This is a genomic window from Pantoea sp. 22096, assembly GCF_052045955.1.
In the GTDB taxonomy this organism is placed as follows: domain Bacteria; phylum Pseudomonadota; class Gammaproteobacteria; order Enterobacterales; family Enterobacteriaceae; genus Pantoea; species Pantoea alfalfae.
The window spans coordinates 163,753-190,487 of sequence record NZ_JBQEPW010000003.1 but is presented as its reverse complement, the minus strand read 5'-3'; the positions used below and the strand labels follow the sequence as shown (position 1 = coordinate 190,487).

At 55.2% G+C, this 26,735-nt stretch carries 26 protein-coding genes; 10 read left to right on the top strand and 16 right to left on the bottom strand.

Annotation, left to right across the window (positions count from 1 at the left end; genetic code table 11):
• Positions 1-399 precede the first annotated feature (399 nt).
• Genes mltC through mutY form a run of 3 tightly spaced genes read right to left on the bottom strand, consistent with a single transcriptional unit; the run spans position 400 to position 2,891 of the window.
• Positions 400-1,479, bottom strand: coding sequence for a membrane-bound lytic murein transglycosylase MltC (gene mltC, locus ACTJKZ_RS13580; protein ID WP_161732666.1), 1,080 nt, complete (start codon positions 1,477-1,479; stop codon positions 400-402).
• A 54-nt stretch (positions 1,480-1,533) separates the two neighbouring features.
• Positions 1,534-1,806 (bottom strand): oxidative damage protection protein, encoded by a 273-nt coding sequence (locus ACTJKZ_RS13575; RefSeq protein WP_003853409.1) that lies wholly within the window; start codon positions 1,804-1,806, stop codon positions 1,534-1,536.
• Positions 1,806-2,891 (bottom strand): A/G-specific adenine glycosylase, encoded by a 1,086-nt coding sequence (mutY, locus tag ACTJKZ_RS13570; RefSeq protein ID WP_260060056.1) that lies wholly within the window; start codon positions 2,889-2,891, stop codon positions 1,806-1,808. The genes ACTJKZ_RS13575 and mutY overlap by 1 nt, the downstream gene beginning before the upstream one ends.
• A 154-nt stretch (positions 2,892-3,045) precedes the next feature.
• Here mutY and trmB point away from each other — a divergent pair, with 154 nt between their 5' ends.
• From trmB to ACTJKZ_RS13555, 3 genes are all read left to right on the top strand, one after another.
• Positions 3,046-3,765: a tRNA (guanosine(46)-N7)-methyltransferase TrmB gene (trmB, locus tag ACTJKZ_RS13565; protein WP_150014222.1), complete on the top strand. Its 720-nt coding sequence runs from the start codon at positions 3,046-3,048 to the stop codon at positions 3,763-3,765.
• Positions 3,765-4,091 (top strand): YggL family protein, encoded by a 327-nt coding sequence (locus tag ACTJKZ_RS13560; RefSeq protein WP_003853403.1) that lies wholly within the window; start codon positions 3,765-3,767, stop codon positions 4,089-4,091. Before trmB ends, ACTJKZ_RS13560 begins: the two co-directional genes overlap by 1 nt.
• Before the next feature lie 65 nt (positions 4,092-4,156).
• On the top strand, positions 4,157-4,873 hold the full coding sequence (locus ACTJKZ_RS13555) for a DUF2884 domain-containing protein (protein WP_222925004.1): 717 nt from the start codon (positions 4,157-4,159) through the stop codon (positions 4,871-4,873).
• A 36-nt stretch (positions 4,874-4,909) separates the two neighbouring features.
• On the opposite strand, the gene hemW is transcribed toward ACTJKZ_RS13555, so the two are convergent.
• Genes hemW through ACTJKZ_RS13535 form a run of 4 tightly spaced genes read right to left on the bottom strand, consistent with a single transcriptional unit; the run spans position 4,910 to position 7,931 of the window.
• On the bottom strand, positions 4,910-6,049 hold the full coding sequence (gene hemW, locus ACTJKZ_RS13550; RefSeq protein ID WP_222925005.1) for a radical SAM family heme chaperone HemW: 1,140 nt from the start codon (positions 6,047-6,049) through the stop codon (positions 4,910-4,912).
• On the bottom strand, positions 6,042-6,635 hold the full coding sequence (locus ACTJKZ_RS13545) for an XTP/dITP diphosphatase (protein WP_161732654.1): 594 nt from the start codon (positions 6,633-6,635) through the stop codon (positions 6,042-6,044). Before ACTJKZ_RS13545 ends, hemW begins: the two co-directional genes overlap by 8 nt.
• Positions 6,636-6,656: 21 nt before the next feature.
• The gene (locus ACTJKZ_RS13540; RefSeq protein WP_150014212.1) at positions 6,657-7,211 is read right to left on the bottom strand and encodes a YggT family protein; all 555 of its coding nucleotides are present in this window, start codon (positions 7,209-7,211) and stop codon (positions 6,657-6,659) included.
• Between the two features lie 12 nt (positions 7,212-7,223).
• Positions 7,224-7,931, bottom strand: coding sequence for a YggS family pyridoxal phosphate-dependent enzyme (locus ACTJKZ_RS13535; RefSeq protein WP_440829718.1), 708 nt, complete (start codon positions 7,929-7,931; stop codon positions 7,224-7,226).
• A gap of 14 nt (positions 7,932-7,945) precedes the next feature.
• Between ACTJKZ_RS13535 and ACTJKZ_RS13530 the strand changes: the two genes are divergently transcribed.
• Entirely contained in the window at positions 7,946-8,941 is a 996-nt protein-coding gene (locus tag ACTJKZ_RS13530; RefSeq protein ID WP_440829717.1) for a type IV pilus twitching motility protein PilT, read from the top strand.
• 5 nt (positions 8,942-8,946) lie between these two features.
• On the opposite strand, the gene ruvX is transcribed toward ACTJKZ_RS13530, so the two are convergent.
• From ruvX to ACTJKZ_RS13500, 6 genes are all read right to left on the bottom strand, one after another.
• Positions 8,947-9,366, bottom strand: coding sequence for a Holliday junction resolvase RuvX (ruvX, locus tag ACTJKZ_RS13525; protein ID WP_161732648.1), 420 nt, complete (start codon positions 9,364-9,366; stop codon positions 8,947-8,949).
• Positions 9,366-9,929, bottom strand: coding sequence for a YqgE/AlgH family protein (locus ACTJKZ_RS13520; RefSeq protein ID WP_161732646.1), 564 nt, complete (start codon positions 9,927-9,929; stop codon positions 9,366-9,368). The genes ruvX and ACTJKZ_RS13520 overlap by 1 nt, the downstream gene beginning before the upstream one ends.
• An 87-nt stretch (positions 9,930-10,016) precedes the next feature.
• Positions 10,017-10,961 (bottom strand): glutathione synthase, encoded by a 945-nt coding sequence (gene gshB, locus ACTJKZ_RS13515; protein WP_098052423.1) that lies wholly within the window; start codon positions 10,959-10,961, stop codon positions 10,017-10,019.
• 106 nt (positions 10,962-11,067) lie between these two features.
• A complete protein-coding gene (gene rsmE / locus ACTJKZ_RS13510; protein ID WP_161732642.1) occupies positions 11,068-11,799 on the bottom strand; it encodes a 16S rRNA (uracil(1498)-N(3))-methyltransferase in 732 nt (243 codons plus the stop codon).
• Positions 11,800-11,869: 70 nt separating this feature from the next.
• A complete protein-coding gene (gene endA, locus ACTJKZ_RS13505) occupies positions 11,870-12,574 on the bottom strand; it encodes a deoxyribonuclease I (protein WP_161732640.1) in 705 nt (234 codons plus the stop codon).
• A 76-nt stretch (positions 12,575-12,650) separates the two neighbouring features.
• A complete protein-coding gene (locus tag ACTJKZ_RS13500; protein WP_285087811.1) occupies positions 12,651-13,163 on the bottom strand; it encodes a SprT family zinc-dependent metalloprotease in 513 nt (170 codons plus the stop codon).
• A gap of 210 nt (positions 13,164-13,373) precedes the next feature.
• Here ACTJKZ_RS13500 and ACTJKZ_RS13495 point away from each other — a divergent pair, with 210 nt between their 5' ends.
• Together ACTJKZ_RS13495 and ACTJKZ_RS13490 are read left to right on the top strand one after the other, a co-directional pair.
• Positions 13,374-14,519, top strand: coding sequence for a glycosyltransferase (locus ACTJKZ_RS13495; protein WP_285087814.1), 1,146 nt, complete (start codon positions 13,374-13,376; stop codon positions 14,517-14,519).
• Complete coding sequence (locus ACTJKZ_RS13490; protein WP_237566680.1) at positions 14,509-15,777, top strand: O-antigen ligase family protein; 1,269 nt, start codon at positions 14,509-14,511, stop codon at positions 15,775-15,777. The genes ACTJKZ_RS13495 and ACTJKZ_RS13490 overlap by 11 nt, the downstream gene beginning before the upstream one ends.
• A gap of 79 nt (positions 15,778-15,856) precedes the next feature.
• Here ACTJKZ_RS13490 and ACTJKZ_RS13485 read toward each other — a convergent pair whose 3' ends face one another.
• Together ACTJKZ_RS13485 and metK are read right to left on the bottom strand one after the other, a co-directional pair.
• On the bottom strand, positions 15,857-17,254 hold the full coding sequence (locus ACTJKZ_RS13485) for a sugar porter family MFS transporter (protein ID WP_161732634.1): 1,398 nt from the start codon (positions 17,252-17,254) through the stop codon (positions 15,857-15,859).
• A gap of 532 nt (positions 17,255-17,786) precedes the next feature.
• A complete protein-coding gene (gene metK, locus ACTJKZ_RS13480) occupies positions 17,787-18,938 on the bottom strand; it encodes a methionine adenosyltransferase (RefSeq protein ID WP_010248851.1) in 1,152 nt (383 codons plus the stop codon).
• 843 nt (positions 18,939-19,781) lie between these two features.
• Here metK and speA point away from each other — a divergent pair.
• From speA to ACTJKZ_RS13465, 3 genes are all read left to right on the top strand, one after another.
• On the top strand, positions 19,782-21,758 hold the full coding sequence (gene speA / locus ACTJKZ_RS13475; protein WP_161732632.1) for a biosynthetic arginine decarboxylase: 1,977 nt from the start codon (positions 19,782-19,784) through the stop codon (positions 21,756-21,758).
• A 170-nt stretch (positions 21,759-21,928) separates the two neighbouring features.
• On the top strand, positions 21,929-22,849 hold the full coding sequence (gene speB / locus ACTJKZ_RS13470; RefSeq protein WP_161732630.1) for an agmatinase: 921 nt from the start codon (positions 21,929-21,931) through the stop codon (positions 22,847-22,849).
• Between the two features lie 198 nt (positions 22,850-23,047).
• Positions 23,048-23,458 (top strand): YidB family protein, encoded by a 411-nt coding sequence (locus tag ACTJKZ_RS13465; protein ID WP_161732628.1) that lies wholly within the window; start codon positions 23,048-23,050, stop codon positions 23,456-23,458.
• A gap of 64 nt (positions 23,459-23,522) precedes the next feature.
• On the opposite strand, the gene ACTJKZ_RS13460 is transcribed toward ACTJKZ_RS13465, so the two are convergent.
• The gene (locus ACTJKZ_RS13460; RefSeq protein WP_161732626.1) at positions 23,523-24,278 is read right to left on the bottom strand and encodes a M48 family metallopeptidase; all 756 of its coding nucleotides are present in this window, start codon (positions 24,276-24,278) and stop codon (positions 23,523-23,525) included.
• A 271-nt stretch (positions 24,279-24,549) separates the two neighbouring features.
• Between ACTJKZ_RS13460 and tkt the strand changes: the two genes are divergently transcribed.
• Positions 24,550-26,544 carry a transketolase gene (gene tkt, locus ACTJKZ_RS13455; RefSeq protein WP_222925008.1) on the top strand — a complete coding sequence of 665 codons (1,995 nt, stop codon included), beginning with the start codon at positions 24,550-24,552 and terminating at the stop codon, positions 26,542-26,544.
• The last annotated feature ends 191 nt before the right edge of the window (positions 26,545-26,735 follow it).

The window sequence follows — 26,735 nt, the reverse complement described above, 5'->3', positions numbered from 1 at the left end:
AACCCTCAGTGATAAAGTACCCAACACAAAAAGAAGAGATAACAGCGGAGGGTTGGGGAGGCCGTCAGAACCGCTGAGCGGATGAGGGATTTCAGGGCGAGCGACAGGGATGTCGCGAAGAGGCGGGTTCGCGCCAGGGATGGCGCGTCCCGGCGGTCCGTGAGAAATCCGGAAGAAGCGAAGGGACCGCGAAGCGGCGGTGAAGCAGGCCGGAGCCGGGGGGCAAGGGGCGCGGCGACTGGCGCCCCTTGTCGGTCGCCTGCAGAGGCGCGTCTGAAACTGCCCAACTAATCAGGCGAACGAAACCCCGCTCATAGCCCGTTCGCGCAGCGAACAAACCCCGGCTTCAGCGCCGCAAGCCCGTTCGCGCAGCGAACACCCCCGCTTCAGCGGCTCCGATCAGAATCCCCGATAACTCTTCTGAGCAGTGCTCACCTTATACAGATAACGACGCGACTCCGCCGACGGATGCTGGTTCGCCAGGGTCGAATAGACCTTGCCCGGTGACATGCCGTTAATCATCGAGAACGCGCGATCTTTATCGCTGGAGAAGACGCGCAGCACGCTGCCTGCACCACCGTTATAGGCGGTGATTACTGCATAGCGGCGTGATACCGGATCCTGAATGCCGCCCAGATAGCTGCGTTGCAACAGTGACAGATAAGCCGTACCGGCATCGATATTGTTCTCCGGATCCAGCAGATAGCTGCGGCTCGGCTTGCCCCATTTACCCTTCATGCGGAATACGTCAACACCGGCGGTATGCTGCACCACCTGCATCAGACCCAGCGCATCAGAATGGCTCACGGCGTAGGGGTTAAAGCTCGACTCCGTCTGCATAATCGCCAGGATCAACGAAGCGTCGACACCATACTGCTCGGCGGCTTTACGCACCATCGGCAGGTATTTGTGCGCTCGCTTGTCCAGGTGGTTCGGCACCATCGGAATCGAAATGCTGTAAATCACATGCAGACCCGAGGTGCGGCGCATCAATTTATTCTGAATCAGATAGTCAGCAAAGGCTTCCGCGCGGCCCTGCCAGCGAATCGGCTGACCGGTGTTATCCAGCACCTGACCATAGAGCAGCGGCTCTTTACTGATCTCGATGTCGTTGGCGTCAGAGTAGAGATCGACATTGCCCGGATCTTCGCCAATCAACAGCGTGGTCACGATCGCCTGACGCAGACTGGCCATCGGATCGGTACCAGAAATCGTCTCGATGGTCAGCTTACCGCTTTCAAAGTTGATGTGGCTGCGGGTGTAATAGTTGTCGCTATATTTGACGTAATCTTTAGGTCCGGCGATCAGGACCTCATTGATACCCCAGATATTCTCAATATTGTGAGCAAACTGGCCCATCAGAATATCAAAGCCGTTGGTGTCTTTAACCCACTCCTCGTGGGATTGCTGATTCTTTGACCCGGAACAGGAAACCAAAAGTGGGGCTATCACCAGCAGGGCGATTAATTTTTTATTCATTGGGAATGCAAGCCTGACCTGGATAACCGGCCTCAGCGATGAGGCCCGGAATGTTTACGCTTCTGGCGGTGTATAGCCTTCGATATGAACGTCTTTGCCTTCGAACAGGAAATTGATCATCTCCTTCTCCAGCACTTTACGATCTTCGGGATTCATCATGTTGAGCTTCTTCTCATTGATCAACATGGTCTGTTTCGCCATCCACTTCTGCCAGGCTTCTTTGGAGATGTCGTTGTAAATGCGTTTACCCAGGTCGCCCGGATAGAGCTGAAAATCCTGACCTTCCGCGTCGCGCTGTAAAAAAGTACAAAAAATGGTGCGGCTCATTACTCTTCCTCATTAATCTCACAACTGTCCAAAGCCAGTTGTCGGGGATGGCGCAGCTCGTGTAACAGGCGCTCAACGGGTGCAGCTAATCCCACAGATGGTGGCAGCGCTAAGTTATACCAGAGACCGCCTGCTTCATCCATCGCCGCCCCGGCAGAAGGCCACGACAGCCACATCGGCACGATATCGAGATGGAAATGGCTGAAGGTGTGACGAAACGCAGTAAGCTGCTGTGGTTTTGCATGGATGCCACGCGCTGCCAGCCAGTCATTCAGCGCCGCTTCGGTGGTGAACTGCGGAAAGCAGAACAGACCGCCCCACAGACCCACAGGCGGGCGCTGCTCCAGCCAGACATCATCGCCATCCTGCATCATCAGGAACCAGCCGCTGCGCTCTGGCAGCACCTGCTTAGGCTTCTTGCCGGGATAGCTCGCCCAGCTGTTGCTGGCGTACGCCTCACACCCGCTGTTCAGCGGGCAGATTTCACACTTCGGCTTAGAGCGGGTGCAGACAATCGCACCCAGATCCATCATAGCCTGATTAAACTGGCTGACGCCCTCGGCGGGTGTGACCTCTTCGCTGATCTGCCAGAGCCGTTTCTCGACCTCTTTTTTACCCGGCCAGCCGCTGACGGCATAGCAGCGGGCCAGCACGCGCTTGACGTTGCCATCCAGAATCGGGAAATGCTGACCCAGCGACAGCGACAGGATCGCGCCCGCCGTAGAGCGGCCAACGCCGGGCAGGGCTGAGACATCATCGAAATTACGTGGGAATTCGCCCCGATGAACCTCAACAATCTGCTTTGCGGCTTTATGGAGATTACGCGCCCGGGCGTAGTAGCCGAGGCCGGTCCAGAGATGCAGTACCTCATCCAGCGGCGCCGCAGCGAGATCGGTGACCGTAGGGAAGCGCGCCATAAAGCGTTCAAAATAGGGAATAACCGTGGCAACCTGGGTTTGCTGTAGCATCACTTCGGAGAGCCACACCTTATAAGGTGTTTTCTCCAGCTGCCACGGCAGGGTTTTGCGACCAAAGCGCTGATACCAGTCCAGCACCTGTTGCGCGAACTGCGGCGCTTGCATCATAAGAAGGAAATTTTCCGTGTTTACTCTACACTCAGGCAGGAATTCCAGCACATGCGCACCTGGGTGTAAACCGGAAGATTGCAAAGGCTTGCTTCTGCTTATGAACTTTGCATAATGCCCGTTTCCCGGAACAGGCTAACCAGCAGGCTTTTACATGATTAATGACGTCATCACCCCAGAATTTGATGAGAACGGGCGGCCATTGCGCCGGATCCGCAGCTTTGTGCGCCGCCAGGGTCGCTTAACGAAAGGCCAGCAGCAGGCGCTGGACACCCTGTGGCCGGTCATGGGGGTGGAATATCAGCCGGAGCCTGTCGATCTGCCCGCACTGTTTGGCCGCGAAGCTCCGGTCACGCTGGAGATTGGCTTTGGTATGGGCGCGTCCCTGGTGACCATGGCGCAGAACACACCGCATCAGAACTTCCTGGGTATTGAAGTGCACGCGCCGGGCGTGGGTGCCTGTCTCGCCGCCGCCAAAGAAGCCGATGTACAGAACCTGCGGGTGATGTGTCACGATGCGGTAGAAGTGCTGGAGAAGATGATTCCGGATAACTCACTGCGCATGGTTCAGCTTTTCTTCCCCGATCCGTGGCATAAAGCGCGTCACAATAAACGCCGTATCGTTCAGGTACCTTTCGCCGAGCTGGTGATGCGTAAACTGAAGCCGGGCGGCGTTTTCCATATGGCGACCGACTGGGAAGCCTACGCGGAGCATATGCTTGAAGTGATGAACAGCATCGATGGCTACCGCAACCAGTCAGAGCAACAGAATTACGTGCCGCGTCCTGAGACGCGTCCACTGACCAAGTTTGAGCAGCGCGGGCAGCGTTTAGGCCACGGCGTATGGGATTTAATGTTTGAGAGGGTGAAATAATGGCCACACAACGCAGCCGCCGTTTACGTAAAAAACTGCACATCGACGAGTTTCAGGAACTGGGCTTCTCCGTTGCCTGGCGCTTTCCGGAAGGCACCAGCGAAAGCGAAATCGATGAGACGCTGAACCAGTTCATCAATGAAGCGATCGATCCTAACGGCCTGGCCTTTGATGGCAGCGGCTACCTGGTGTGGGAAGGTCTGGTTTGCCTGCAGAAAACCGGCAAATGCACCGATGAGCATCGTGCGCTGGTCCGCAAATGGCTGGAAGACCGCAAGCTGCAGGATGTGCAGATGACGGAACTCTTTGACGTCTGGTGGGACTAAGTCGTCACACAGTGTCGGGCTGCGGCCCGATCGGAGGGTTTCAGACCCGATCTTAGGGAGTAGATATGATGCGTAAAGCGCTTCTTGCTGTGCTGCTGGTGGCAGCAACTCAGGCTCAGGCAGCCTACGAATGCAGCGTTAAGCCACAGGACGATGTGGTGATTAAACCGCAGAGCGTGCAGGTGGTCGGTGCCAGTGGCAATATGGAAATCTCGCCGCAGGGCGACGTGCAGTTCAACGGCCAGAAAGTTTCGCTGGATATCGCTGAACGTCAGAAAGCGATCGACTATCAGAACGCGCTGCGTCGCGATCTGCCGTGGATCGATAGCGGAGCGACATCCCGTCTGGAAAAAGGACGTGCGGCACTGGATCGGGTCATCGTTGAAAAACTGGGCACCGACAGCAACGTGCGTAATCGCCTGACCACGCTGAATGGTCAGCTGAAACAGCAGATGAACCGCATCATTGAACATCGGGAAGACGGTCTGACGTTCCACCATCAGGCGATTGATGAGGTGCGCGCCGAAGGCGAACGGCTGGTGCAGTCAACGCTGGGCGGCGTGATGCAGGATAGTCTGAATGAGATGGGCAGTAAGCAGGGCAGCGGCGGCAGTAATCCGCTGCAGGCAATTATGGGCAATCTGGGCGGTCTGCAACAGTCGATTCAGGCTGAGTGGAGCAAGCAGGAGCAGGATTTCCAGAACTTCGGACACGAAGTATGTAATCGCGTTATTTCGCTGGAAGATCAGCGTAAACAGCTTACCCGCGCACTGAAAAAATAAGTTAACGCCTCAGCCTGCCGGGCTGAGGCGCTTTTGCTACTCTTCCGCTAAAAACAGCTCCAGCAGCGAATTCAGGAACAGCTTCCCTTTCTCCGTAATCTGCCACTGATCAGCGGTTTCCGTCACATAACCGGCGGCAATCGCGGCATCCATCTGCGGACGGATCACCTGCTCTGACAAACCGGTGTAGCGGCTGAACTCGTCGCGCGGCGCGGCCTCCAGCAGGCGAAAGCGGTTCATGAAATATTCAAACGGCTTGTCGCTATCGGCAACCTCATACTGCTTTTCGCGGTAGTTACCCTGCATGAAGCCACGCGGATGACGGGTTTTCACCGTGCGGACAATGCGGCCATCCGGCTGCGTCAGCTTGCCGTGTGCGCCACAGCCAATCCCCAGATAGTCGCCAAAGCGCCAGTAGTTGAGGTTGTGTTCACAGCGATAACCCGGCTTCGCGTAGGCGGAGGTTTCATACTGCTGATAACCCGCCGCCTGAAGTAGCCGATCACCCTGTTCGAAAATATCCCAAAGTGCATCATCATCTGGCAGCACCGGCGGGCGTGAGCCAAACAGCGTGTTGGGTTCGATGGTGAGCTGGTACCAGGAGAGATGCGGGGGGTTAAGCGCAATCGCCTGACGTAAATCGTCGAGCGCTTCCTCCAGAGACTGATCGGGCAGGCCATGCATCAGGTCGAGGTTAAAGCTGCGCAGCGACAGCGACTCTGCCAGTTCGGCGGCGCGTACGGCCTCTTCCGGGCCGTGAATACGGCCCAGACGCTGCAGCTTTTGCGGACTGAAACTCTGTACACCAATCGAAATACGGTTGATACCGGCGCGCTGATAGGCGCTGAACCGGTCCGCTTCCACGGTACCAGGATTTGCTTCCATGGTCACTTCCGCATCAGGGGAGAGCGTCAGACGCTCCCGCACGCCATCCATCAGCATCTGCATCGCGCTGCTGCTCAGCAGGCTGGGCGTGCCGCCACCAATGAAAATCGTGCGCACTTCCCGGTCGCCGATCAGCGGCAGGTCGATCTCCAGATCGCGCAGCAGGTGCTGCACATATTCAACGTGCGGCACCTCATCTTTCAGCGCGTGGGAGTTAAAATCACAGTAGGGGCACTTCTGTACGCACCACGGAATGTGGATGTAGAGACTTAACGGCGGCAGATTAGGCATTACGCATCGCTTCCAGCAACAGCGTCAATGCTTTACCCCGGTGAGAAACCGCACCTTTTTCCGCTTTGCTCAGCTCGGCCGCAGTTTTACCCAGCGCCGGGACAAAGAAAATCGGGTCGTAACCGAAGCCACCGGAACCCGCAGCGGAACGCGTAATTTCCCCCTGCCAGCTGCCGTGAAACACCAGCGGGGTCGGGTCTTCCGCATGACGCAGATAGACCAGTACGCAGTGGAACTGCGCCTGGCGCTGACCGTCAGGGACGTTTTCCAGCGCCTGTAATAGCTTCTCCAGGTTCTGCTGATCGCTGGCCTCTTCACCGGCGTAACGCGCCGAGTAGATGCCAGGCGCGCCGCCCAGCGCATCCACGGCCAGGCCGGAGTCATCGGCGATGGCCGGTAATCCGGTGATCTGTGCCGCGTGACGCGCTTTGAGAATCGCGTTCTCAATAAAGGTCAGGCCGGTCTCTTCTGCCGATTCAACCCCAAGGTCCGTCTGCGCGACGATATCCAGACCAAAGGCGGAGAGTAACTCCGCCAGTTCACGCACTTTGCCGGGATTGCCGGTTGCGAGCACAACTTTTTGCATAACAGTTCCAGTTTGATTCATTTACAGCAGATACCAGAGACCCGGAAACAGGTCCATGCCGAGAAAGTTCAGGGCATACAGCACCAGGATGACGATCATCGCAGAGAAATCGATGCCGCCCATCGCAGGCAGAATACGGCGAACAGGGGCCATCATCGGCTCGGTTAACTGCACCAGCAGATAATCGACCGGGCCACGTCCCTGGCTGATCCAGCTCATCAGAGAGCGTACGATAATGACCCAGAAGACCAGATAGCCGGCGGATTTCACCAGCGACAGCAGGCCGACCAGCAGGTTAGTCGGATCGACCGAGAACACGCCCACCTGAATCAGCAGCAGAATCGGGTATTTCAGCGTGGTCAGCACAAAGGCCAGCAGCAGCGAGGCGGTATCAATCGGCCCCAGCGCCGGCAGTATGCGGCGCAGTGGCTTAACAATTGGCTGTGTCACTTTTACGACAAACTGCGCCACTGGATTGTAAAAATCGCAGCGGGACCACTGCATCCAGATGCGTAACAGCAGCACCATGACGTAGAGATCGATCAGCGTTTTTACTAAAAACGTCAGTGTTAACATGAAGTTCCTCTGTTATTGTTGTGAGTTGTGCGCATAATCTCGTGCGCCAAAAATGGCGGTGCCGATACGCACCATCGTACTACCTGCGGCGATTGCCGCCTCCATGTCATCGCTCATTCCCAGCGAAAGCGTATCTATACCAGAATAGTGCTGTTGCAGCTGCCGGAAGGCTTCCGCCATCTGCTGACACACCGCCAGCTGCCGCTGGTAATCACTCTCCGCTGCCGGAATCGCCATCAATCCCCGCAGCCGCAGTTGCGGCAGGGCAGCGATCTGCTCCGCCAGCCCGGAAACGGCCTCCAGCATGATGCCAGATTTGCTGTTCTCGTCACTGATATTTACCTGAATTAACACATTCAGCGGTGGCAGCGAGGCGGGCCGCTGATCGTTGAGCCGCTGCGCAATGCGCTGGCGGTCAATGGTGTGACACCAGGCGAAATTTTCCGCCACCAGACGGCTTTTGTTGGACTGCAACGGGCCGATGAAGTGCCACGCCAGCTCAGGATGTGCGGCCAGTGCCTGAACTTTTTCAACCCCTTCCTGAACGTAATTTTCACCGAAGGCAATCTGGCCAGCGGCAAAGGCTTCTTCGACCGCGCTCGCAGGTTTGGTTTTACTGACTGCAAGCAGGGTAATTTCTTCTGGTGCGCGGCCGCAACGCACGGCAGCGGCGGCGATTCGCTGCCGCACTTGCTGTAAGTTCTGCTGGATTGAAGTCATAGTCAGGAGAAATTATGAATCTGGATGAAATGGTGGGGCTTAGTGTAAAGCATAATGCCGCCGATCTGCACCTTTGCTGCGGACATTTGCCCTACTGGCGGCGGCAGGGAAAGCTGGAGGTCATTTCGCAGCAGGGCCCGCTTTCTGCCGCCTGGATGGCAGAGTTTATGACCCGCTGGCTCAGTGACCCGCAGCGGCAGGCGCTGGAACGCGCAGGGCAGCTCGACTTCGCTCTGAGCCTGGCTGGCGGTCAGCGTCTGCGTGCCAATCTGTTTATGCAGCGTAACGGCCTGTCACTGGCGCTGCGCATCATCGCCACGACGAGCCCGACGCTGGAGAGCCTGCAGCTGCCCGCCATTGTGCCGACGTTGCTGGAGCAGCAGGATGGCCTGATTCTGGTGACCGGTGCGACCGGAAGTGGTAAATCGACCACGCTGGCGGCGCTGGTCGATGCGCTGAACCGCCAGCAGGCGCGCCATATCATTACGCTGGAAGATCCGATTGAATTTATCCATCACAGCCAGCAGTCGCTGATTCAGCAGCGCGAAATCGGCCTGCACTGCGATTCGTTCTCGCTGGGGATAAAGGCGGCGCTGCGTGAAGATCCCGACGTCATCCTGCTGGGTGAGCTGCGCGACAGCGACACCATCCGTCAGGCGCTGACGGCGGCGGAGACTGGCCATCTGGTACTGGCGACGCTGCATACTCGTGGCGCGGCGCAGGCGGTGGATCGGCTGGTGGATGCCTTCCCGGCGGAGGAGAAGCAGCTGGTGCGTACGCAACTCGCGGGCAGCCTGAAAGCAGTGATTGCACAGCGGCTGGTAACCTCAGTGGCTGGATCGCGGATTGGACTGTTTGAGGTACTGATCGCCACTCCGGGTATCACGAATCTGATCCGGGAAGGCAAGATGCATCAGATCCCCGCGCTGCTGCAGACCGGCGCACAGGCCGGTATGCAGACGTTTGAGCAGAGCCGGCTGGCGCGTCAGGCAGCCGGTCTGATTGAGTAAGCCGATCAGTAATGGTTTTCGAACCAGTCCTGCAAAATGATGGCAGCAGACTGTGAATCGACCGAGCCTTTGTTGAGGGCGCGATAACCGCCGCGCTCAAACAGGCCAGCACGCGCCTCTACCGTGCTGAGCCGTTCATCCTGCAGCTCTACCCGGATGCCAAAGCGACCGTGCAGGCGGTTGGCAAATTTACGCGCGCGGTCAGTCAGCGGCTGCTCGGTGCCATCCATATTCAGCGGCAGGCCGACGACGACAAAATCGGGCTGCCACTCTTTCAGTAGCTTTTCGACCACCAGCCAGTCCGGGATGCCATCCTGCGCTTTAATTGCGGTCAGCGGACGGGCACTGCCCGTGAGTTCCTGACCTACAGCGACACCAATACTTTTGGTGCCGAAGTCGAAACCTAACAGAGTCTGAGTTGACATCAGGCGTGTCCCGCGTCGCTGGCCATGTTGTGAATATCGACGCCAATACTGCGCGCCGCTTCGCGCCAGCGCTCTGAAATCGGCGTCTGGAACAGGATATTGCTGTTAGCGGGCGTGGTCAGCCAGGCATTTTCCATCAGCTCATTTTCCAGCTGATCTTTTTCCCAGGCGCAGTAACCCAGCGCGACCAGCACATTGGTGGGCTGAGACGCGGTGCCAATCGACTCCAGCACGTCACGGGAGGTAGTGATAATCGTGTTATCTGAGACGCGAATGCTGGAGGTAAACGTGCGTTGTGCTGAGTGCAGAATAAAGCCACGATCTTCCGCCAGCGGACCGCCGGTAAACACCGGTTTATCCAGCCTGATGGCCGGGTCGCGATCGTCAGCAGGGATTTTCAGCTTCTTCAGAATGCCTTCAACCGTCAGGTTTTCCATGGGTTTATTGATGATCAGTCCCATTGCACCCTCTTCGTTATGTTCGCAGAGATAGACCACGGAACGTTTGAAGAAAGGATCCTGCAATGAAGGCATGGCAATCAAAAAGTGATGTTGTAAATTCATTCTCACACGATGTACCAAAAAAATAACCGGCACGCGACGGCCGCACCGGTATTGGGTTGATCACGGAGCCACGCCCCGGCTTCTTGCTCAGCCCAGGCGCTTCTCAATGGCATCCATCAACATGCCGGTGATGGAGATCGGGAACGCAGCCTCAATTTCACGAATGCAGGTTGGGCTGGTCACGTTAACTTCAGTCAGTTTATCACCGATGATGTCGAGACCGACAAAAATCAGTCCTTTTGCTTTCAGCGTTGGGCCTACACGGCGCGCAATTTCCCAGTCGCTTTCGCTCAGCGGACGCGCTTCACCGCGACCACCGGCGGCGAGATTACCACGCGTTTCACCACCCTGCGGGATACGCGCCAGGCAGTAAGGGACCGGTTCGCCATCTACAACCAGCACGCGTTTGTCGCCTTCTTTAATCGCCGCAATGTAGTTCTGTGCCATGCAGAAACGGCTCTCATGCTCGGTCAGGGTTTCGGTAATCACACCAAAGTTAGGATCGTCTTTCTTCACGCGGAAGATAGAGGCGCCACCCATGCCATCCAGCGGCTTCATGATGATGTCGCCATGCTCCTGCCAGAAGTCACGCAACTGCGCTTTGCTGCGGGTCACCAGGGTGTCAGGCGTAAACTCGGCAAACCAGGCGGTGTAGAGCTTTTCGTTACAGTCACGCAGGCTCTGCGGTTTGTTCACGATCAGTGTACCCAGCTCTTCTGCGCGCTCCAGAATGTAGGTTGCATAGATGAACTCGGTATCGAATGGCGGATCTTTACGCATCAGCACCACGTTCAGGTCAGCCAGCGGGATCACCTGCTCGCTGCCGAATTGATACCAGTTGTCAGGATTCTGCTCGACGGTCAGCAGACGGGTGCGGGCAGAGGCCACGCCACCGCGCATGGAGAGATCGTGCATCTCCATGTAGTGAATTTCGTAACCGCGGCGCTGTGCTTCCAGCAGCATAGCGAAGCTGGAGTCTTTTTTAATATTGATGGACGAAATAGGGTCCATCACGATGCCAAGTTTAATCATTATTATCTCCTCGGTGAGGCGGTGTTTACCGCCTCGTCTGGTTCGGTCTGCAGTGGGCCGATCGGTCAGGACATCATGCCTGCGCTCTTTCCGCTGAAAGTATCGCTTAACCCAGGTCGCCAAACCTCACCTGAAGTGCCGTAATGGCCGTCAGCGCGGTGGTTTCGGTACGTAATACCCGTGGGCCAAGCAGAATGTCAGTAAAGTCGTGCTGGGCCGTCATCGCAATTTCGTCCGCAGACAAACCGCCTTCAGGGCCAATCAGCAGCCGTACCCGCTCAACAGGCTGTGGCAGCGTATTGATGCTGTGACTGGCGCGCGGATGCAGGTTGAGCTTCAGACCGCTGTCAGCCTCTGCACACCAGGCTTCCAGCGTCATCGCTTCACGAATCTCCGGCACGCGATTACGGCCACACTGTTCGCAGGCGGCAATAGCAATTTTCTGCCACTGCTGGATCTTCTTCGCCAGACGTTCAGCATCAAGCTTTACGCCACAGCGCTCGGAAAACAAGGGTGTAATGACATTCACGCCCAGCTCGATCGATTTCTGGATAGTGAATTCCATTTTTTCACCGCGCGACATCACCTGACCTAAATGCAGATGCAAAGGTGACTCGCGATCGTCCGGCTGGCTCTCTGTGAGCGATACTTTTACACGCTTTTTATCAACATGCGTGATCTCTGCTGCAAAAGTCAGATTAGTGCCATCAAAGAGTTCCAGACGCTGGCCTGCCGTCATCCGGAGTACCCGGCCCACATGATTGGATGCATCTTCATCCAGGGTAATTTCACTGCCGATCTCTAATGGCCCGGCGTGATAGATGCGAGGTATGCGCATAAGGTTCCTGAAACCGGACGCCGCACTGCAGCGGCGTCATGGGAAAAAAAGCTAGTGTAGGGCAGGGATTTTAGCGCTGGCAAGCCTGCTGCACATAAGGATTGTGATTGCCCTGAACCTTTGCAATGCGCTGATCGCGTTCACACTCCCACTTTGTGACGGGATAGAGCTTGTCCCAGGCGGTAAACAGCTGCGTCTGCTGGCGCGAAATGCGCAGATGGTACTGATCGCGCATGTAGAAATAGGTTCGGGCAATAGCTCCCCGCGCCCGTGCGGGTGGCTCCGCCTGTTTGAGTTTAAAGTCGATCTTCATCTCACACTGGCCGTACTGCTTCTCGCTACCGTTCCATTGACTGTAGGCGAAGTTACCACGGTCACCATTCACTTCACCCACTGCAGGCTGAAGGTTATGCAAATCTGTTTCGATGCGGCGATAGTCGGGGTCCTTGCTGCAGTTTTTGCGGCCTCCGTCCTGCCAGCACTGACGCTGATGACCAAACTCCCAGGCCGGCATCACATGTTCCCACTCAATGCGCCCGGCGCGATTGGCGTTCCTGCGCACCTGATAACCACAGCTGTTGAGATCGGGAATGCCCTTTTTGCCCTGCCACTGAATCTTACAGCCACAGTAGAATGAACCCGGCGCATCGGCGTTAATCGCCGCCGCAAAGGTTTTAGCCTGCTGGAAGTTATTTTGATGATAGTTATTCAGATTAAGGGCGTCAGCGGCAGGTGCAAATAGCAGCGCAACCGCCAGACTTAGTATGCGAGACATATTCCGGATTTCTTCCTGGTACGAAAAAGGGCGGCAGGTTAACAGAATGTGGAATAGGGCGGAATGGGGATTGTTCTCAGGAAGCGACAAACTCGCCTGCGACCAGCAGGCTGCCACAGTGCACGCAGCGATATTCACTTTCTTTACGCAGAACACGATTGTGGCGGCGAACCGTCAGCTGATGCTGCTGGCACTGGCAGCGGTAAGCAAAGGTGTTACTGCGTACGGAGGCGATCTCAAACTGATGGGTGCGCCGTGCCGGAACGCCCAGAACCTGCTCCATCATCCACTTCCACTCTTTGCCGTGTGGTGCGACGCGGCCAAACTGTTTCCACACCAGCAGGTGCGCCAGCTCATGCGGCACCACTTCATCGATAAATGTCTGCTGATTTTCCAGCAGCAGCACCGGATTGATGCGGATCTCCCAGGACGCCAGCCAGGCGGTGCCCGCCGCCGTACCGCGCTGCTGGTAAAGCAGCTTCGGTTCCGGATAATGGGTTTTCAGTGCCAGATTTGCACGCTCAAGCGACTGGCGCAATGAGCGCATTACGGCCTGCTGCAGGGCAATGGGGAGACGAGGTATTTTCATGGCGCTCAGAATAATCGCCGTCGTCCAGGAACTCAACGTTACCCGTGAAAACGACAGCGCAGCGACTATACTCTTTCGCCAGTTTCGATCCATACGATCCACCGCGGGAGAGTGGCCAAGAGTGTCCCTGCTATTGGCTGAAATTTCTGGATTAAATATGGTTACGGCCTTTTTTAGAATATCCTGTTGCTAATGTTCACAGCAGAGTGAATGGATCAGAAGCGGAAAGCACAGTGTACGGACAACGCAATGAAAAATAATAACATCAGGAAACAGCGCATTGTGCTGGTTACCGATCTCATGGCTGGCCGCGGCGGTATGGAGAATGTGACCTGCCAGCTGATTACCGCCCTCAATAAGGAATCCGGAACGGAAGCGGGGCTGTTTATTATCAACAGCGGAGAGGAGAGCCTCTCCCGCGCCTGGACTGCCAACGCCGTTTTATCAGAGAGCGTCTGCACGCTGCGGAATAAGAAAATAAAAAATCTTATTCACACGCTGAGAATGGCCGCCTTCTTTCGTCGTTATCAGCCTGATCATGTTCTGACCCTCAACACCATTCCCTGTCTGATGACGCGCCGGGCCATTACGCTCTCAGGACGTAAAATCATGTTGTCGAGCTGGATGCACCTGCCACCGCGTGAACGCTATCGCCCACATTATCTGCTGCGGGCCGATCACCATTTTGCCATCAGTAAGCAGATTAAAGAGCAGTTGGTGGAGTTAGGTGCACGCGCCACTGACGTGGACGTTATCTACAACCCGATCAGGCGTAATGACGTGGTTATCGGCAGGCCGCAGGGGCTGAAGTTTCTCTATATCGGCCGCGTCCATTTTCAGCGGCAGAAACAGCTTAAAGATCTGTTTGATGCGTTAAAGCATCTGGATGCGCCGTGGACGCTGGAAATTGTCGGGGATGGGGAAGATCTGACGCAATGTCAGCATTACGTGTCGGAACTCGGCATTCAGGATCGTATCACCTGGCATGGCTGGCAGGAGAACGCCTGGGAGTATGTCATCCGCTATATCAGACAGGTCACCTGTCTGCTCATGACCTCGAACTTTGAAGGCTTCCCGCTGATCCTGCTGGAGGCGATGTCACGGGGCGTCTACTGCGTCTCATCCGACTGCATCAGTGGCCCGTCAGAAATTATTCAGAACGGTCTCAATGGTCAGCTCTACCCCACCAATGACAGCATGGCGCTTGCCGCTATTCTCAACGCCATGAGCCGGGATTACCCCTTTCCCGATCATCAGGTTATTAAAGCGAGCATCACCGGTTTTTATGAGGAAAATTATATGAAGCACCTGATGAGTGCATTTAACCGTCTGACTGAGGTTAAGCATGACAAATAAAAGCAGCCGTAATGGATTAACGTTAATGGTTAATGCCTCAGTTGTTGCGCTCTGTCTGGCGCTGTCACTGAATATGTTTGTTTCCGGCCTGCCGCAAAAAATATTTTATCTGGTCTCTTATCTCTCCGTCGCGTCTGTGTTGTATGGCGTAGTGCGCAAGCGAGTAGCGTTTAAAGAGAACGGTTTTTATGTCGTCCTGTTTGCTGTGCTGATTATCTTTGCTCTGATCCGTCTGTTCTGGGCAATACACACAAAGGGGATTGAGACCGCGCCCTCAAACGATGCCATGACCAATATCAGCAACTATCTGCTGGGGGCGAAGCGGCTGTTGCTGGGCGCCTTTGTGCTGCTTAGTCTGGCGATTTATGGCAATCGGGTCTCTGCAACCACGCTGCGTATTGGAAAGGTGTTAATTCTGGTCGGTCTGCTGATTACGCTGGGCTTTGGTATTCATGAGCATCTCTATACCGAGAATATCCGCATTAAGCTCACCACCGAAGCGGCCTCCATGTCCTCCTACATGATTCTGTTTATCTACTGCGCCTGGCTGTGGCTGAGCCGTTACGAGACGCACAGATACTGGAAGATTGCCGACATCGCCGTACTGGCGGTGACCTTTGCCTTGCTCTACCTGTGCGGCACCCGCGTAACGCTGATTGCGCTGATTGCCGTGGGTCTGCTGTTCCTGTTGCAGACCTGGCGGCTGTCGCTGCTGACCAACTGGCGGATTAGCGCACTGTTAGTAGGCGTACTGGCGGTGCTGATCCTGATGACCAGTAACCGTTGGGTGGAAGGCGTGCAGGACATTGAGAACTACGGATCAAACAGCTCGACCTCTCTGGGCGCACGTGTCGCGATCTGGGGCGGGGCGGTCAACTTTATTGAGCATCATGGCAGTTTTGCGACGCCGGATGCGCGCACTACCGAGGCGCGTCAGTTCATCATGGCGCACTATCCACTGAATGTTGAAGGCTACACCAACGTTAAATACAACATGCACAATGAGTTTCTGGAAGTAACCACGCTACAGGGCTGGCTGGGTACGCTGTCGCTGGTGCTTCTCTATCTGACTGTGGCTGGCGGCATGCTGAAGAAGTGCGATCTGCGCGGCGTGGCGCTGCCAATGCTGGCACTGTTTATCTGCGGATTAACCGATTCGGTACTGCCGTATAATCAGACCGTCACCATTTTCATTATGGCGCTGGCGCTCTGCTGCATACGTCAGCCATTGCCGGCAGGGCGAGTTAACACGCTGTAATCCTGTATTGAACAAATAAAAACGGCGGGGTTTCCAGAGAAACCCCGCCGTTTTTTTTACCGCGTTTTATCCGGTAATGTTAATCGCGTGAACCGATGTCACGCAGTTTTTTACCTGCCATCAGGTTACGTTCGATGTGCTCCAGCGAGACGTTTTTGGTCTCCGGGATCAGCATCAGCGTCAGCAGAATAAAGAACAGGTTAAGCAGTGCGTAGACCCAGAAGGTGTTCGCGTTGCCCAGCGTATTCAGCATCGTAAGGAAGGTCGCACCCACGATCATGTTTGCGATCCAGTTGGTGGTTGTGGAAACCGTGATACCGAAGTCGCGGCCTTTCAGCGGCTGAATTTCGGAACAGAGTACCCAAATCAACGGACCGGCTGACATCGCAAAACCAACGATGAACATCAGCAGCATACCTACTGCGAAGTACTGCGCGCCCGCAGAGTGGATACCGAAATGCAGCATCGTACCCAGCACGCCCATACCGGCTGCCATCACCATAAAGCCCAGAATCAGCGTAGGTTTACGGCCCCAGCGATCCACCAGACCAATAGCGATGAAGGTGGCCAGTACGTTGACCAGACCCACAATCACCGTGCCCCACATCTGCTGGGTGGTGTTGGTAAAGCCCGCGATTTCGAAGATTTTTGGCGCGTAATACATGATAACGTTCATACCGGTAAACTGCTGCATGACCTGCAACAGGATGCCGAGATAGACCGCACGACGGAAGTGGCTGCTGCTGGTGAACAGACCCCAGCCAGACTGCTTGACCTTCAGACTTTCACGAATCTCTTCCAGCTCACGTTTTGCCTGCTCACTGGTATCACGCAGACGATCCAGTACACGTTGCGCATCGCGGAAGTTGCCTCGCGCCGCCAGCCAGCGTGGGCTGTTTGGCAGGAAGAAAACACCAACCAGCAGCAGCAGTGCCGGAATGGTGATAATGCCCAGCATCCAGCGCCAGTTGCCGGTAAAGCTGAAGGCGGTATCAGTAAGGTAAGCACCCAGAATACCGATGGTGATCATCAGCTGGTAAAGCGAAATCATACTGCCGCGAATTTTTTCCGGAGCGATCTCAGAAAGATAAAGCGGGGCAGTATAAGAGGCGATACCCACTGCCAGGCCCAGCAGAACGCGGGCGCTGATCAGCATTTCCGGGTTCGGCGACATTGCCGACCAGAGTGAACCGATAACGAACAGAATCGCACCGGCCATCAGGCTTTTTTTACGCCCCAGGCGGGAAGACATCCAGCCGCTGCCGATAGCACCGACCGCCGCACCAAACATCATGGAACTGACGATCCACTCCTGCTGATGAGGAGTAACGTTAAAGTCCTTTGCGATAAACGGCAGGGCACCGGCGATAACGCCGATATCCAGGCCGAACAGCAGTCCCGCAAGGGCCGCCAGAAAGCAGACAAATAAGGTCATCGCCTTATTTGAAGTTCTGCTTTTGTGTGTATTGCCAGGCATGGGAGCCTCCAGGTTTATCCATCATTGTTTTTATCAATGTTAAAAAACCTTTTGCGGGAAAAAAGTGAGTCTGATCACATCAGTGTAATCGCTTACACACGCTGAAACCCTGAAATTCAGCATATTTTTCCCGGAAAGATTAATTAACCAGTGAGGTATAGCACTCATTAAGTTTCTGACAATGCTCTATTTAGTGGCTATCAGACGACGCTGAAAATAACGCATTTTCAGCATAATAACTACGTGCGTTAATTCCTAAATATCAGAAAAACAAAGCATTTCAATTTGTAATCGTTAACATTTTGTCGTCAGAAAAAGCGAAAGGAAGTGTAGCTGAGAATGGAAAATTTGCTTCAGAGTGAAGGAGATGCCGGGCAGATTTATTTTTATAACGTCTGAAGGTCGCCGGGAACTGCGCGAATATGGCGTTCAGTCTGCGTGCGTGAGAAAAAATTCTCTGGTCAGCAGTGGGGCTGAAAAGGCGATAAAAAACCCCGCCGCAGGGGCAGGGTTTTATTAGCAGTCGCTGATCTTACAGGCCAGCTGCTTCACGCAGCAGGGCTGCTTTGTCGGTTTTTTCCCACGGGAAATGTTCGCGACCAAAGTGACCGTAAGCGGCGGTCTCTTTATAGATTGGGTGCAGCAGATCCAGCATCTGAATCAGACCATATGGACGCAGGTCGAAGAACTCACGTACCAGCAGCGTCAGCTGTTCGGTAGAGATTTTCTCAGTGCCGAAAGTTTCCACCATGATGGAGGTCGGTTCAGCCACGCCGATAGCGTAGGAGACCTGGATTTCACAACGGTCAGCCAGACCGGCAGCCACGATGTTTTTCGCCACGTAACGCGCTGCATAGGCTGCAGAGCGGTCAACTTTTGACGGATCTTTACCCGAGAACGCACCGCCACCGTGACGCGCCATGCCGCCGTAGGTGTCCACAATGATTTTACGACCGGTCAGACCGCAATCGCCCATCGGGCCGCCGATCACAAAGCGACCGGTTGGGTTGATGTGATATTTGGTTGAGGCGCTCAGCCATTCTGCTGGCAGAACCGGCTTGATGATCTCTTCCATCACCGCTTCCTGCAGATCTTTCTGGCTGATGGATTCTGCGTGCTGGGTAGAGAGCACGACGGCATCGATGCCGACGATTTTGCCATCGTCATACTGGAAAGTGACCTGGCTCTTGGCATCCGGACGCAGCCACGGCAATGTGCCGTTTTTACGCACTTCAGCCTGACGCTGCACCAGACGGTGCGCATAGGTCACCGGCGCAGGCATCAGCACATCTGTTTCGTTGGTGGCATAGCCGAACATCAGGCCCTGGTCGCCCGCGCCCTGTTCCAGTGGATCGGTACGGTCAACGCCCTGATTGATATCCTGAGACTGTTTACCAATCGCGCTTAATACCGCACAGGAGTTGGCATCAAAGCCCATATCGGAATGAACATAGCCGATTTCACGTACGGTTTTACGGGTGATCTCTTCGATATCGACCCAGGCGCTGGTGGTGATTTCACCGCCAACCAGCACCATACCGGTTTTAACGTAAGTTTCGCAGGCCACGCGCGCTTTCGGATCCTGTTCAAGGATTGCATCCAGCACAGCATCGGAGATCTGGTCGGCGATTTTATCGGGATGTCCTTCTGATACGGACTCGGACGTAAAAAGGTGTTTAGCCATTCTGTTCTTTACCTTAAATATGGTTTGAGTACGACTGCATAGCGCCAGTGAGGTTGTCTGACCTGACGCCCCTTCAGGCAAAGCCGCGAGCAGTGAGGTTGTGTCAGCACAGCGGGCCAACACCGCCTGGATAGTAACCTGTTTAGATGGAAAACCATCTGGATGGCTATTTTAGGATAGAGGGGAAACCAATTACCAGCCCTTTTTCTGTTTCAGCATTTAACCTGTTAGCGTTATCGACATAATTTGCTGACACTTCACGCAATTCCCGGATAATCTTTTTGCATTTTAGAGTCGTAAACGGTATAAAACGCCGCTGCTTCGAGAGCAGCAGCAAGAATGACGCTACTCTTTGCGTCGCGCCTGTCGGACTCTGATCTGGCTTTCACCCAGGTTGTTTTCCATGTGCCCCTGGCATATGCGGAGGTGATACAAGTAATGAACCACGCTTTTTCTCTTTCCGGTTCTCTGCGCTGCGGCGTGGCGCTGGCTCTCTCCCGCTTCCCATCTGTTTCTCTTTTCTGCCGACACAACGTCCGATGCGGTAATTTTACCGACACAGGCGCCGGCTAATCTTTATCTCTGCTCAAGCGATTTTGTCTCTTCTCTGCGCCCGCGCAGCGGAACGACACAGATTATCCATGGTCAATAGTGTTCGGTTAAATGTTCTCTGTTTCAACGGAGATGGCCAGGGTGTTTTACACTTAACTCTCATGCGTGAATCGCGCTGACGGCGATGTCAGGTGAACAGGACAGTGCATTTAATGTGGCAACAGGTTTTCAGATTAGCGGCCATAAAGCCGGTTAACAGTTCTATCTTTCAACGGAAAATTGAGGTTCGCGATGTCTGACGACATGAAGAATATCAAAGGTTCGTCAGCTGGCGAACAGGGTACACTCCGCTCAATGCAGGAGGTTGCAATGAACGATCAGGATGCGAGCAAAATGTTGCGTACGTACAACATCGCCTGGTGGGGCAACAACTATTACGACGTTAACGAACTGGGCCACATCAGTGTCTGCCCCGATCCGGATCGTCCGGATGTGCGCGTCGATTTAGCCCGCCTGGTGAAAGAGCGCGAAGCCCAGGGTCAGCGTCTGCCTGCCTTATTCTGCTTCCCGCAGATCCTGCAGCATCGTCTGCGTTCGATTAACGCCGCCTTTAAACGTGCACGTGAATCCTACGGTTACAAGGGCGACTACTTCCTGGTTTACCCGATTAAAGTTAACCAGCATAAACGCGTGATTGAGTCGCTGATCCACTGTGGCGAGCCGCTTGGGCTGGAAGCAGGTTCCAAAGCAGAGCTGATGGCGGTGCTGGCGCACGCCGGACAGACCCGCTCGGTGATCGTCTGTAACGGCTATAAAGACCGTGAATATATTCGTCTGGCGCTGATCGGCGAGAAGATGGGCCACAAGGTCTATCTGGTGCTTGAGAAGATGACAGAAGTACGGTTGGTGCTGGAAGAAGCGGAGCGTCTGAATGTGGTGCCGCGTCTCGGTATCCGTGCGCGTCTGGCTTCACAGGGCTCCGGTAAATGGCAGTCGAGCGGCGGCGAAAAGTCGAAGTTTGGTCTGTCCGCGACCCAGGTGCTGAAGCTGGTTGAGATCATGCGTGAAGCAGGTCGCATCGACAGCCTGCAGCTGCTGCACTTCCATCTGGGTTCGCAGATGTCCAACATCCGCGACATCGCCACCGGTGTGCGCGAGTCGGCGCGCTTCTACGTCGAACTGGCGAAGCTGGGCGTCAACATCAAATGTTTCGACGTCGGCGGCGGTCTGGGCGTCGATTACGAAGGCACACGCTCGCAGTCTGACTGCTCGGTCAACTATGGCCTGAATGAGTACGCTAACAATGTGATCTGGGCGATTGGCGCTGCCTGTGATGAGCACGGTCTGGACCATCCGACGGTGATCACTGAGTCCGGTCGTGCCGTGACCGCGCACCATACGGTGCTGGTCTCCAACATCATCGGTGTGGAGCGTAACGAGTTCAGCGAACCCGAAACGCCGGATGCGGATGCGCCGCGCCCGATCCTCAGCATGTGGGAAACCTGGCAGGAGATGCACGAGCCGGACACCCGTCGTTCGCTGCGTGAATGGCTGCATGACAGCCAGATGGATCTGTCTGATATTCACACAGGCTATGCGTCCGGCACTTACGATCTCAAACAGCGTTCATGGGCTGAGCAGCTCTATCTGAGCATCTGTCACTACATTCAGCAGCATCTTGATCCCAGCAACCGTGCGCACCGTCCGATCATTGACGAACTGCAGGAGCGGATGGCGGATAAGATCTACGTTAACTTCTCGCTGTTCCAGTCAATGCCGGATGCATGGGGTATCGATCAGCTGTTCCCGGTCCTGCCGCTGGAAGGGCTGAACAAGAAACCAGAGCGCCGCGCCGTGTTGCTCGACATCACCTGTGACTCTGATGGCACCATCGATCACTACGTCGATGGCGACGGTATCGCCACCACTATGCCGATGCCGCAATATGATGTTGATAACCCGCCGATGCTGGGCTTCTTTATGGTGGGTGCTTATCAGGAAATCCTGGGCAACATGCACAACCTGTTCGGTGACACCGAGGCGGTGGATGTTTACGCGCGCGAAAATGGCGAAGTAGAAGTTCAGCTTTCTGATGAAGGCGACACCGTGGCTGATATGCTGCGTTACGTGCAGCTGGATCCTAACGAGCTGATGGCGCTGTTCCGCAATCAGGTGCAGGCGTCCGATCTTGACGACGAGCTGCGCGCGCAGTTCCTGGAAGAGTTTGAGAGCGGCCTCTACGGATACACCTATTTGGAAGATGAGTAACCGGCCCCGGCAGCCCGTAATCGCATATTGCAGTTGCCGTTAACTATGTCGATAATCTGAACCACTCAATCCCTTCCTCGTCGGGCCTAACGACGCGGAGGGGATTTTTTTCATCTCAACCTTAATGGCTTGCGGGCCTGGCCCGACTTACGCACATAGAGAGAGCAATTATGTACAACACGCTTGGCAATCAGTACGACAACTCCCTGGTTTCTAACGCCTTTGGCTTCATGCGTTTTCCGCTGAATTTCCAGCCTTACGACAGCGACGCCGAGTGGGTTATCACCGGCGTGCCGTTTGATGCCGCCACTTCCGGTCGTCCGGGCAGCCGCCTCGGTCCGGGCGCAATCCGCCAGATCTCTACTAATCTGGCCTGGGAAGGCTGCCGCTGGCCGTGGGATTTCGATCTGCGTCAGCGTCTGAACGTCGTCGACTGTGGCGATTTGGTTTACGCCTTCGGCGACTCGCAGGATCTCTCAGACAAGTTACAGGCCCATGCTGAAAAACTGCTGGCCAATGGCAAGCGCATGATGACCTTTGGCGGTGACCACTACGTCACGCTGCCCCTGCTGCGCGCTCATGCAAAACACTTCGGCAAGATGGCGCTGGTGCATTTTGATGCCCATACCGACACCTACTCCAACGGCCCGACCTTTGACCACGGCACCATGTTCTTTACCGCGCCGAAAGAAGGCCTGATTGATCCACAGCATTCCGTGCAGATTGGTATCCGTACCGAGTTCGACAAGAGCCTGGGCTTCAACGTGCTGGATGCGGCACAGGTCAATGACCGCAGCGTTGACGATATCCTCGCCGAAGTAAAACGCACCGTCGGCGATCTGCCTGTTTATCTGACCTTCGATATCGACTGTCTGGACCCGGCCCATGCGCCTGGCACCGGCACACCGGTCATTGGCGGCCTGACCACTGATAAAGCGACCAAGCTGATTCGTGGCCTGCAGGGCATGAACATTGTTGGCATGGATCTGGTAGAAGTGGCACCGGGTTACGATCATGCGGATCTGACTGCACTGGCGGCGGCGACGCTGGCGCTGGATATGCTGCATGTTCAGGCTGCGAACAAAGGCTAATTCCGTCTCTGATAAGAGAAGCCTGCCGGGTTTGCCTGGCTGGCATTGCGCCGCTAAGTGAGGCGGCGCAATGCCAACAACTCTGCCCATCCGCTTTTCGCCTTCAGCTTGTCCCCCTTTGATAGCGCACGCACATCAGGCGTAACCGCGCATCAGCAACTAAACTGACGGATATCAATTCTCAACGTGGAGGCAATTATGGGCTTTCTGGATGAACTGGCGGGAGCGCTGCAGGGCAACCAGAGTGACGGGCATCTGCCCGGACAGTTGCAGGCGGTCTGGCACTGGGTACAGGAGCAGGGCGGCATCGAAGTGCTGCTGCAAAAATTCCAGCAGGGCGGGCTGGGTGAGGTATTTGGTTCGTGGATCGGCACCGGGACGAATCAGCCGGTAGAACACAGCGACATCCACACAGCGTTTGGTGAGGCGGAACTGCAGTCACTGGCAGATAAGCTGGGAACCGACGTGAAGGGCGCCGCAGGCACGCTGGCGGTTATTCTGCCGCAGCTGATCGATAAGATGTCACCTCAGGGGCACATGGATGAAGCATCGCTGCACGAGAACAAACTCGATTTAGGTTCGATGGTGGATCAGATATTCAAGCGTTAGGTCAGTGATGTTGACCTGATACGCCTTACAGGCGCATGCACCGTGCATGCGCCTGACGTCTCTATTACTTCGCGTCAGCGGCAATACGCTCACGGATGTGCCCGGCGCGTGCTTCAGAAGCAGGGTGCGAGTCAAACATCGAACTCTGACGTCCCTGTTCCAGTTTCGCCAGTTTCTCAAAGCTGGTCACCAGGCCTTCCGGATTGATATTGCGCTTCTTCATCAAATCGTAAGAGTAGTCATCCGCCTGCGATTCCTGCGTCTGTGAGAACTGCGCATTCACCAGTTTTTCACCCATTTCACCCAGCTGCGACTGCGACAGTGAACCAATCACGCCACCCACCGAGGCGGCTGCAGTGCGGGCCGCGGTTGTGGCATATGCCAGCTGCATTGCCTTGCGCGTATGACCTAACGCGACGTGACCCATCTCATGACCCAGTACGCCTTCCACTTCATTGTCAGTCATCATATCCATCAGACCGCTGTAAACACGAATACAGCCGTTTGCCATCGCCCAGGCGTTGACATCTTTGGTCTGATAAACCTTGTAGTTAGCCGGTACGCCGTTGATGTTATCGCCCAGCGCCGCCGCGATCTTGTTCAGACGCTGCTGATACTCACTGCCTGCAGGCGCAACCTGATTATCTTTGTCCATCTGCTCACAGGATTTATCACTGAGCTGCTTAACCTGATCGTCGCTCAGGGAATAAGCCTGATACGCCTGCGCGCCCGACTGCATCAGCGCATTATTGTCTAAACCCTGACAGCCGCTGAGCAGCGTTGCCAGCCCAAGCGCTAACACCGTTTTCTGGATTTTCATGCTCTATCCCATTCATAACAAGGTAAGAAAAACAAACACCTGAAACTCACTCAGGTGAATAAACGATTTGGTTATAGCGTGCCAGTCTGCACTTTGCTAGCAGAGTTGGCCGGAAAAGCCATACGAAGCGGTTACATTTAGCGTTTTACAGCATGTACTTTTGCCCCGATTTTCATGTACATTGATGGGCAACTTTTTCCTTGTTTTGCCCACTAACTCATTAATAACAATGGGTTAAGGCGCGAAGCATTAATCCGACCTGGAGTAGAAAATGCCCTCTCGTAAAGAGCTTGCCAACGCCATTCGTGCGTTAAGTATGGATGCAGTACAGAAAGCGAAATCGGGACATCCGGGTGCCCCAATGGGCATGGCGGACATCGCTGAAGTACTCTGGCGCGGCTACCTGAACCACAACCCAACCAACCCGCTGTGGGCCGACCGCGACCGTTTCGTCCTCTCTAACGGCCACGGCTCCATGCTGATCTACAGCCTGCTGCACCTGACCGGCTACGATCTGCCACTGAGTGAACTGGAAAACTTCCGCCAGCTGCACTCAAAAACTCCAGGTCATCCGGAATATGGCTACACCGTGGGCGTTGAAACCACTACCGGCCCGCTGGGGCAGGGCATCGCAAACGCAGTCGGCTTCGCCATTGCAGAGCGCACGCTGGCCGCACAGTTCAACCGTCCGGGTCATGACATCGTAGACCACAACACCTATGTCTTCATGGGTGATGGCTGCATGATGGAAGGTATCTCGCACGAAGTCTGCTCGCTGGCGGGTACGCTGAAGCTGGGCAAACTGGTTGCGTTCTATGATGACAACGGCATCTCTATCGACGGTCACATTGATGGCTGGTTCACCGATGACACCGCGAAGCGCTTTGAAGCGTACGGCTGGCACGTGGTGCGGGGCGTTGATGGTCACGATGCGGATGCGATTGCTAAAGCGATCGACGAAGCGAAAAGCGTCAGCGACAAGCCTTCACTGCTGATGTGCAAAACCGTTATCGGCTTTGGTTCACCCAACAAAGCAGGTACGCATGATTCACACGGCGCACCGCTGGGTGATGATGAAGTGGCTCTGACCCGCAAACAGCTGGGCTGGAACCACGCACCATTCGTTATTCCTTCTGACATCTATGCAGAGTGGGACGCGAAAGAAGCGGGACAGGCAAAAGAGTCTGCATGGGATGAGAAATTCGCTGCGTATGCGCAGGCGCATCCTGAACTGGCTGCCGAGTTCAAACGTCGCGTCAGCAACGAACTGCCTGCTAACTGGCAGGAAGAGTCACAGAAGTTCGTTGAGCAGCTGCAGGCGAACCCGGCGAAGATCGCCAGCCGTAAAGCCTCACAGAACGCTATCGAAGCTTTCGGTAAAATTCTGCCGGAATACCTGGGCGGCTCAGCCGACCTGGCACCGAGCAACCTGACTATCTGGTCTGGCTCCAAGCCAATCAACGAAGATGCAGCGGGTAACTACATCCATTACGGCGTGCGCGAGTTCGGTATGACCGCTATCGCTAATGGCCTGGCGCTGCATGGCGGCTTCCTGCCGTACACCGCGACCTTCCTGATGTTCGTTGAATATGCGCGTAATGCAGCGCGTATGGCGGCACTGATGAAGATCCGTCAGATCATGGTCTACACCCACGACTCTATCGGTCTGGGCGAAGATGGCCCGACGCATCAGCCGGTTGAGCAGATGGCGAGCCTGCGTACCACACCAAACATGAGCCTGTGGCGTCCCTGTGACCAGGTTGAATCTGCCGTGGCGTGGAAATATGCCATTGAGCGTAAAGATGGCCCGACGGCACTGATTTTCTCTCGTCAGAACCTGGCGCAGCAGGAACGTGATGCTGCGCAGCTGGCTAACGTGGCACGTGGCGGTTATGTGCTGAAAGATTGCGACGGCACACCTGAGCTGATCCTGATCGCCACCGGTTCAGAAGTTGAACTGGCTGTCGGTGCATGGGACAAACTCACCAGCGAAGGCCGCAAAGTGCGCGTGGTCTCTATGCCGTCAACGGATGCTTTCGACAAGCAGAGCGATGAATACCGCGAATCTGTACTGCCGAAAGCGATCAGCGCGCGCGTCGCTATCGAAGCGGGCATTGCGGATTACTGGTTCAAATATACTGGCCTGAACGGCGCTATCGTGGGTATGACCAGCTTCGGCGAATCTGCACCTGCGGATCAGCTGTTTGAACTGTTTGGCTTCACCGTTGACAACGTGGTCGCGAAAGCGAAGGCGCTGCTGGCGTAAAAACCGCCCGGGCGGGTCTGTTCCCGTCTGGCAGCGAAATAAGAGGGACGAAATTTTCATCCCTCTTATTTATTATTCCTCCAGTAATAACTGACAATGGCTCGAATTTGTGACGCAGATCCAAATTTAAGCAGTCAGATTGATCACAATCATTCCTGTTATTCCTTCCTTCTATTATTGTGGCTGAACCG

Bases quoted from the DNA above. Each gene is read 5' to 3' on its own strand.
- mltC (WP_161732666.1), bottom strand. From the start codon at position 1,479: ATGAATAAAAAATTAATCGCCCTGCTGGTGATAGCCCCACTTTTGGTT.
- ACTJKZ_RS13575 (WP_003853409.1), bottom strand. From the start codon at position 1,806: ATGAGCCGCACCATTTTTTGTACTTTTTTACAGCGCGACGCGGAAGGT.
- mutY (WP_260060056.1), bottom strand. From the start codon at position 2,891: ATGATGCAAGCGCCGCAGTTCGCGCAACAGGTGCTGGACTGGTATCAG.
- trmB (WP_150014222.1), top strand. From the start codon at position 3,046: ATGATTAATGACGTCATCACCCCAGAATTTGATGAGAACGGGCGGCCA.
- ACTJKZ_RS13560 (WP_003853403.1), top strand. From the start codon at position 3,765: ATGGCCACACAACGCAGCCGCCGTTTACGTAAAAAACTGCACATCGAC.
- ACTJKZ_RS13555 (WP_222925004.1), top strand. From the start codon at position 4,157: ATGATGCGTAAAGCGCTTCTTGCTGTGCTGCTGGTGGCAGCAACTCAG.
- hemW (WP_222925005.1), bottom strand. From the start codon at position 6,049: ATGCCTAATCTGCCGCCGTTAAGTCTCTACATCCACATTCCGTGGTGC.
- ACTJKZ_RS13545 (WP_161732654.1), bottom strand. From the start codon at position 6,635: ATGCAAAAAGTTGTGCTCGCAACCGGCAATCCCGGCAAAGTGCGTGAA.
- ACTJKZ_RS13540 (WP_150014212.1), bottom strand. From the start codon at position 7,211: ATGTTAACACTGACGTTTTTAGTAAAAACGCTGATCGATCTCTACGTC.
- ACTJKZ_RS13535 (WP_440829718.1), bottom strand. From the start codon at position 7,931: ATGACTTCAATCCAGCAGAACTTACAGCAAGTGCGGCAGCGAATCGCC.
- ACTJKZ_RS13530 (WP_440829717.1), top strand. From the start codon at position 7,946: ATGAATCTGGATGAAATGGTGGGGCTTAGTGTAAAGCATAATGCCGCC.
- ruvX (WP_161732648.1), bottom strand. From the start codon at position 9,366: ATGTCAACTCAGACTCTGTTAGGTTTCGACTTCGGCACCAAAAGTATT.
- ACTJKZ_RS13520 (WP_161732646.1), bottom strand. From the start codon at position 9,929: ATGAATTTACAACATCACTTTTTGATTGCCATGCCTTCATTGCAGGAT.
- gshB (WP_098052423.1), bottom strand. From the start codon at position 10,961: ATGATTAAACTTGGCATCGTGATGGACCCTATTTCGTCCATCAATATT.
- rsmE (WP_161732642.1), bottom strand. From the start codon at position 11,799: ATGCGCATACCTCGCATCTATCACGCCGGGCCATTAGAGATCGGCAGT.
- endA (WP_161732640.1), bottom strand. From the start codon at position 12,574: ATGTCTCGCATACTAAGTCTGGCGGTTGCGCTGCTATTTGCACCTGCC.
- ACTJKZ_RS13500 (WP_285087811.1), bottom strand. From the start codon at position 13,163: ATGAAAATACCTCGTCTCCCCATTGCCCTGCAGCAGGCCGTAATGCGC.
- ACTJKZ_RS13495 (WP_285087814.1), top strand. From the start codon at position 13,374: ATGGATCAGAAGCGGAAAGCACAGTGTACGGACAACGCAATGAAAAAT.
- ACTJKZ_RS13490 (WP_237566680.1), top strand. From the start codon at position 14,509: ATGACAAATAAAAGCAGCCGTAATGGATTAACGTTAATGGTTAATGCC.
- ACTJKZ_RS13485 (WP_161732634.1), bottom strand. From the start codon at position 17,254: ATGCCTGGCAATACACACAAAAGCAGAACTTCAAATAAGGCGATGACC.
- metK (WP_010248851.1), bottom strand. From the start codon at position 18,938: ATGGCTAAACACCTTTTTACGTCCGAGTCCGTATCAGAAGGACATCCC.
- speA (WP_161732632.1), top strand. From the start codon at position 19,782: ATGTCTGACGACATGAAGAATATCAAAGGTTCGTCAGCTGGCGAACAG.
- speB (WP_161732630.1), top strand. From the start codon at position 21,929: ATGTACAACACGCTTGGCAATCAGTACGACAACTCCCTGGTTTCTAAC.
- ACTJKZ_RS13465 (WP_161732628.1), top strand. From the start codon at position 23,048: ATGGGCTTTCTGGATGAACTGGCGGGAGCGCTGCAGGGCAACCAGAGT.
- ACTJKZ_RS13460 (WP_161732626.1), bottom strand. From the start codon at position 24,278: ATGAAAATCCAGAAAACGGTGTTAGCGCTTGGGCTGGCAACGCTGCTC.
- tkt (WP_222925008.1), top strand. From the start codon at position 24,550: ATGCCCTCTCGTAAAGAGCTTGCCAACGCCATTCGTGCGTTAAGTATG.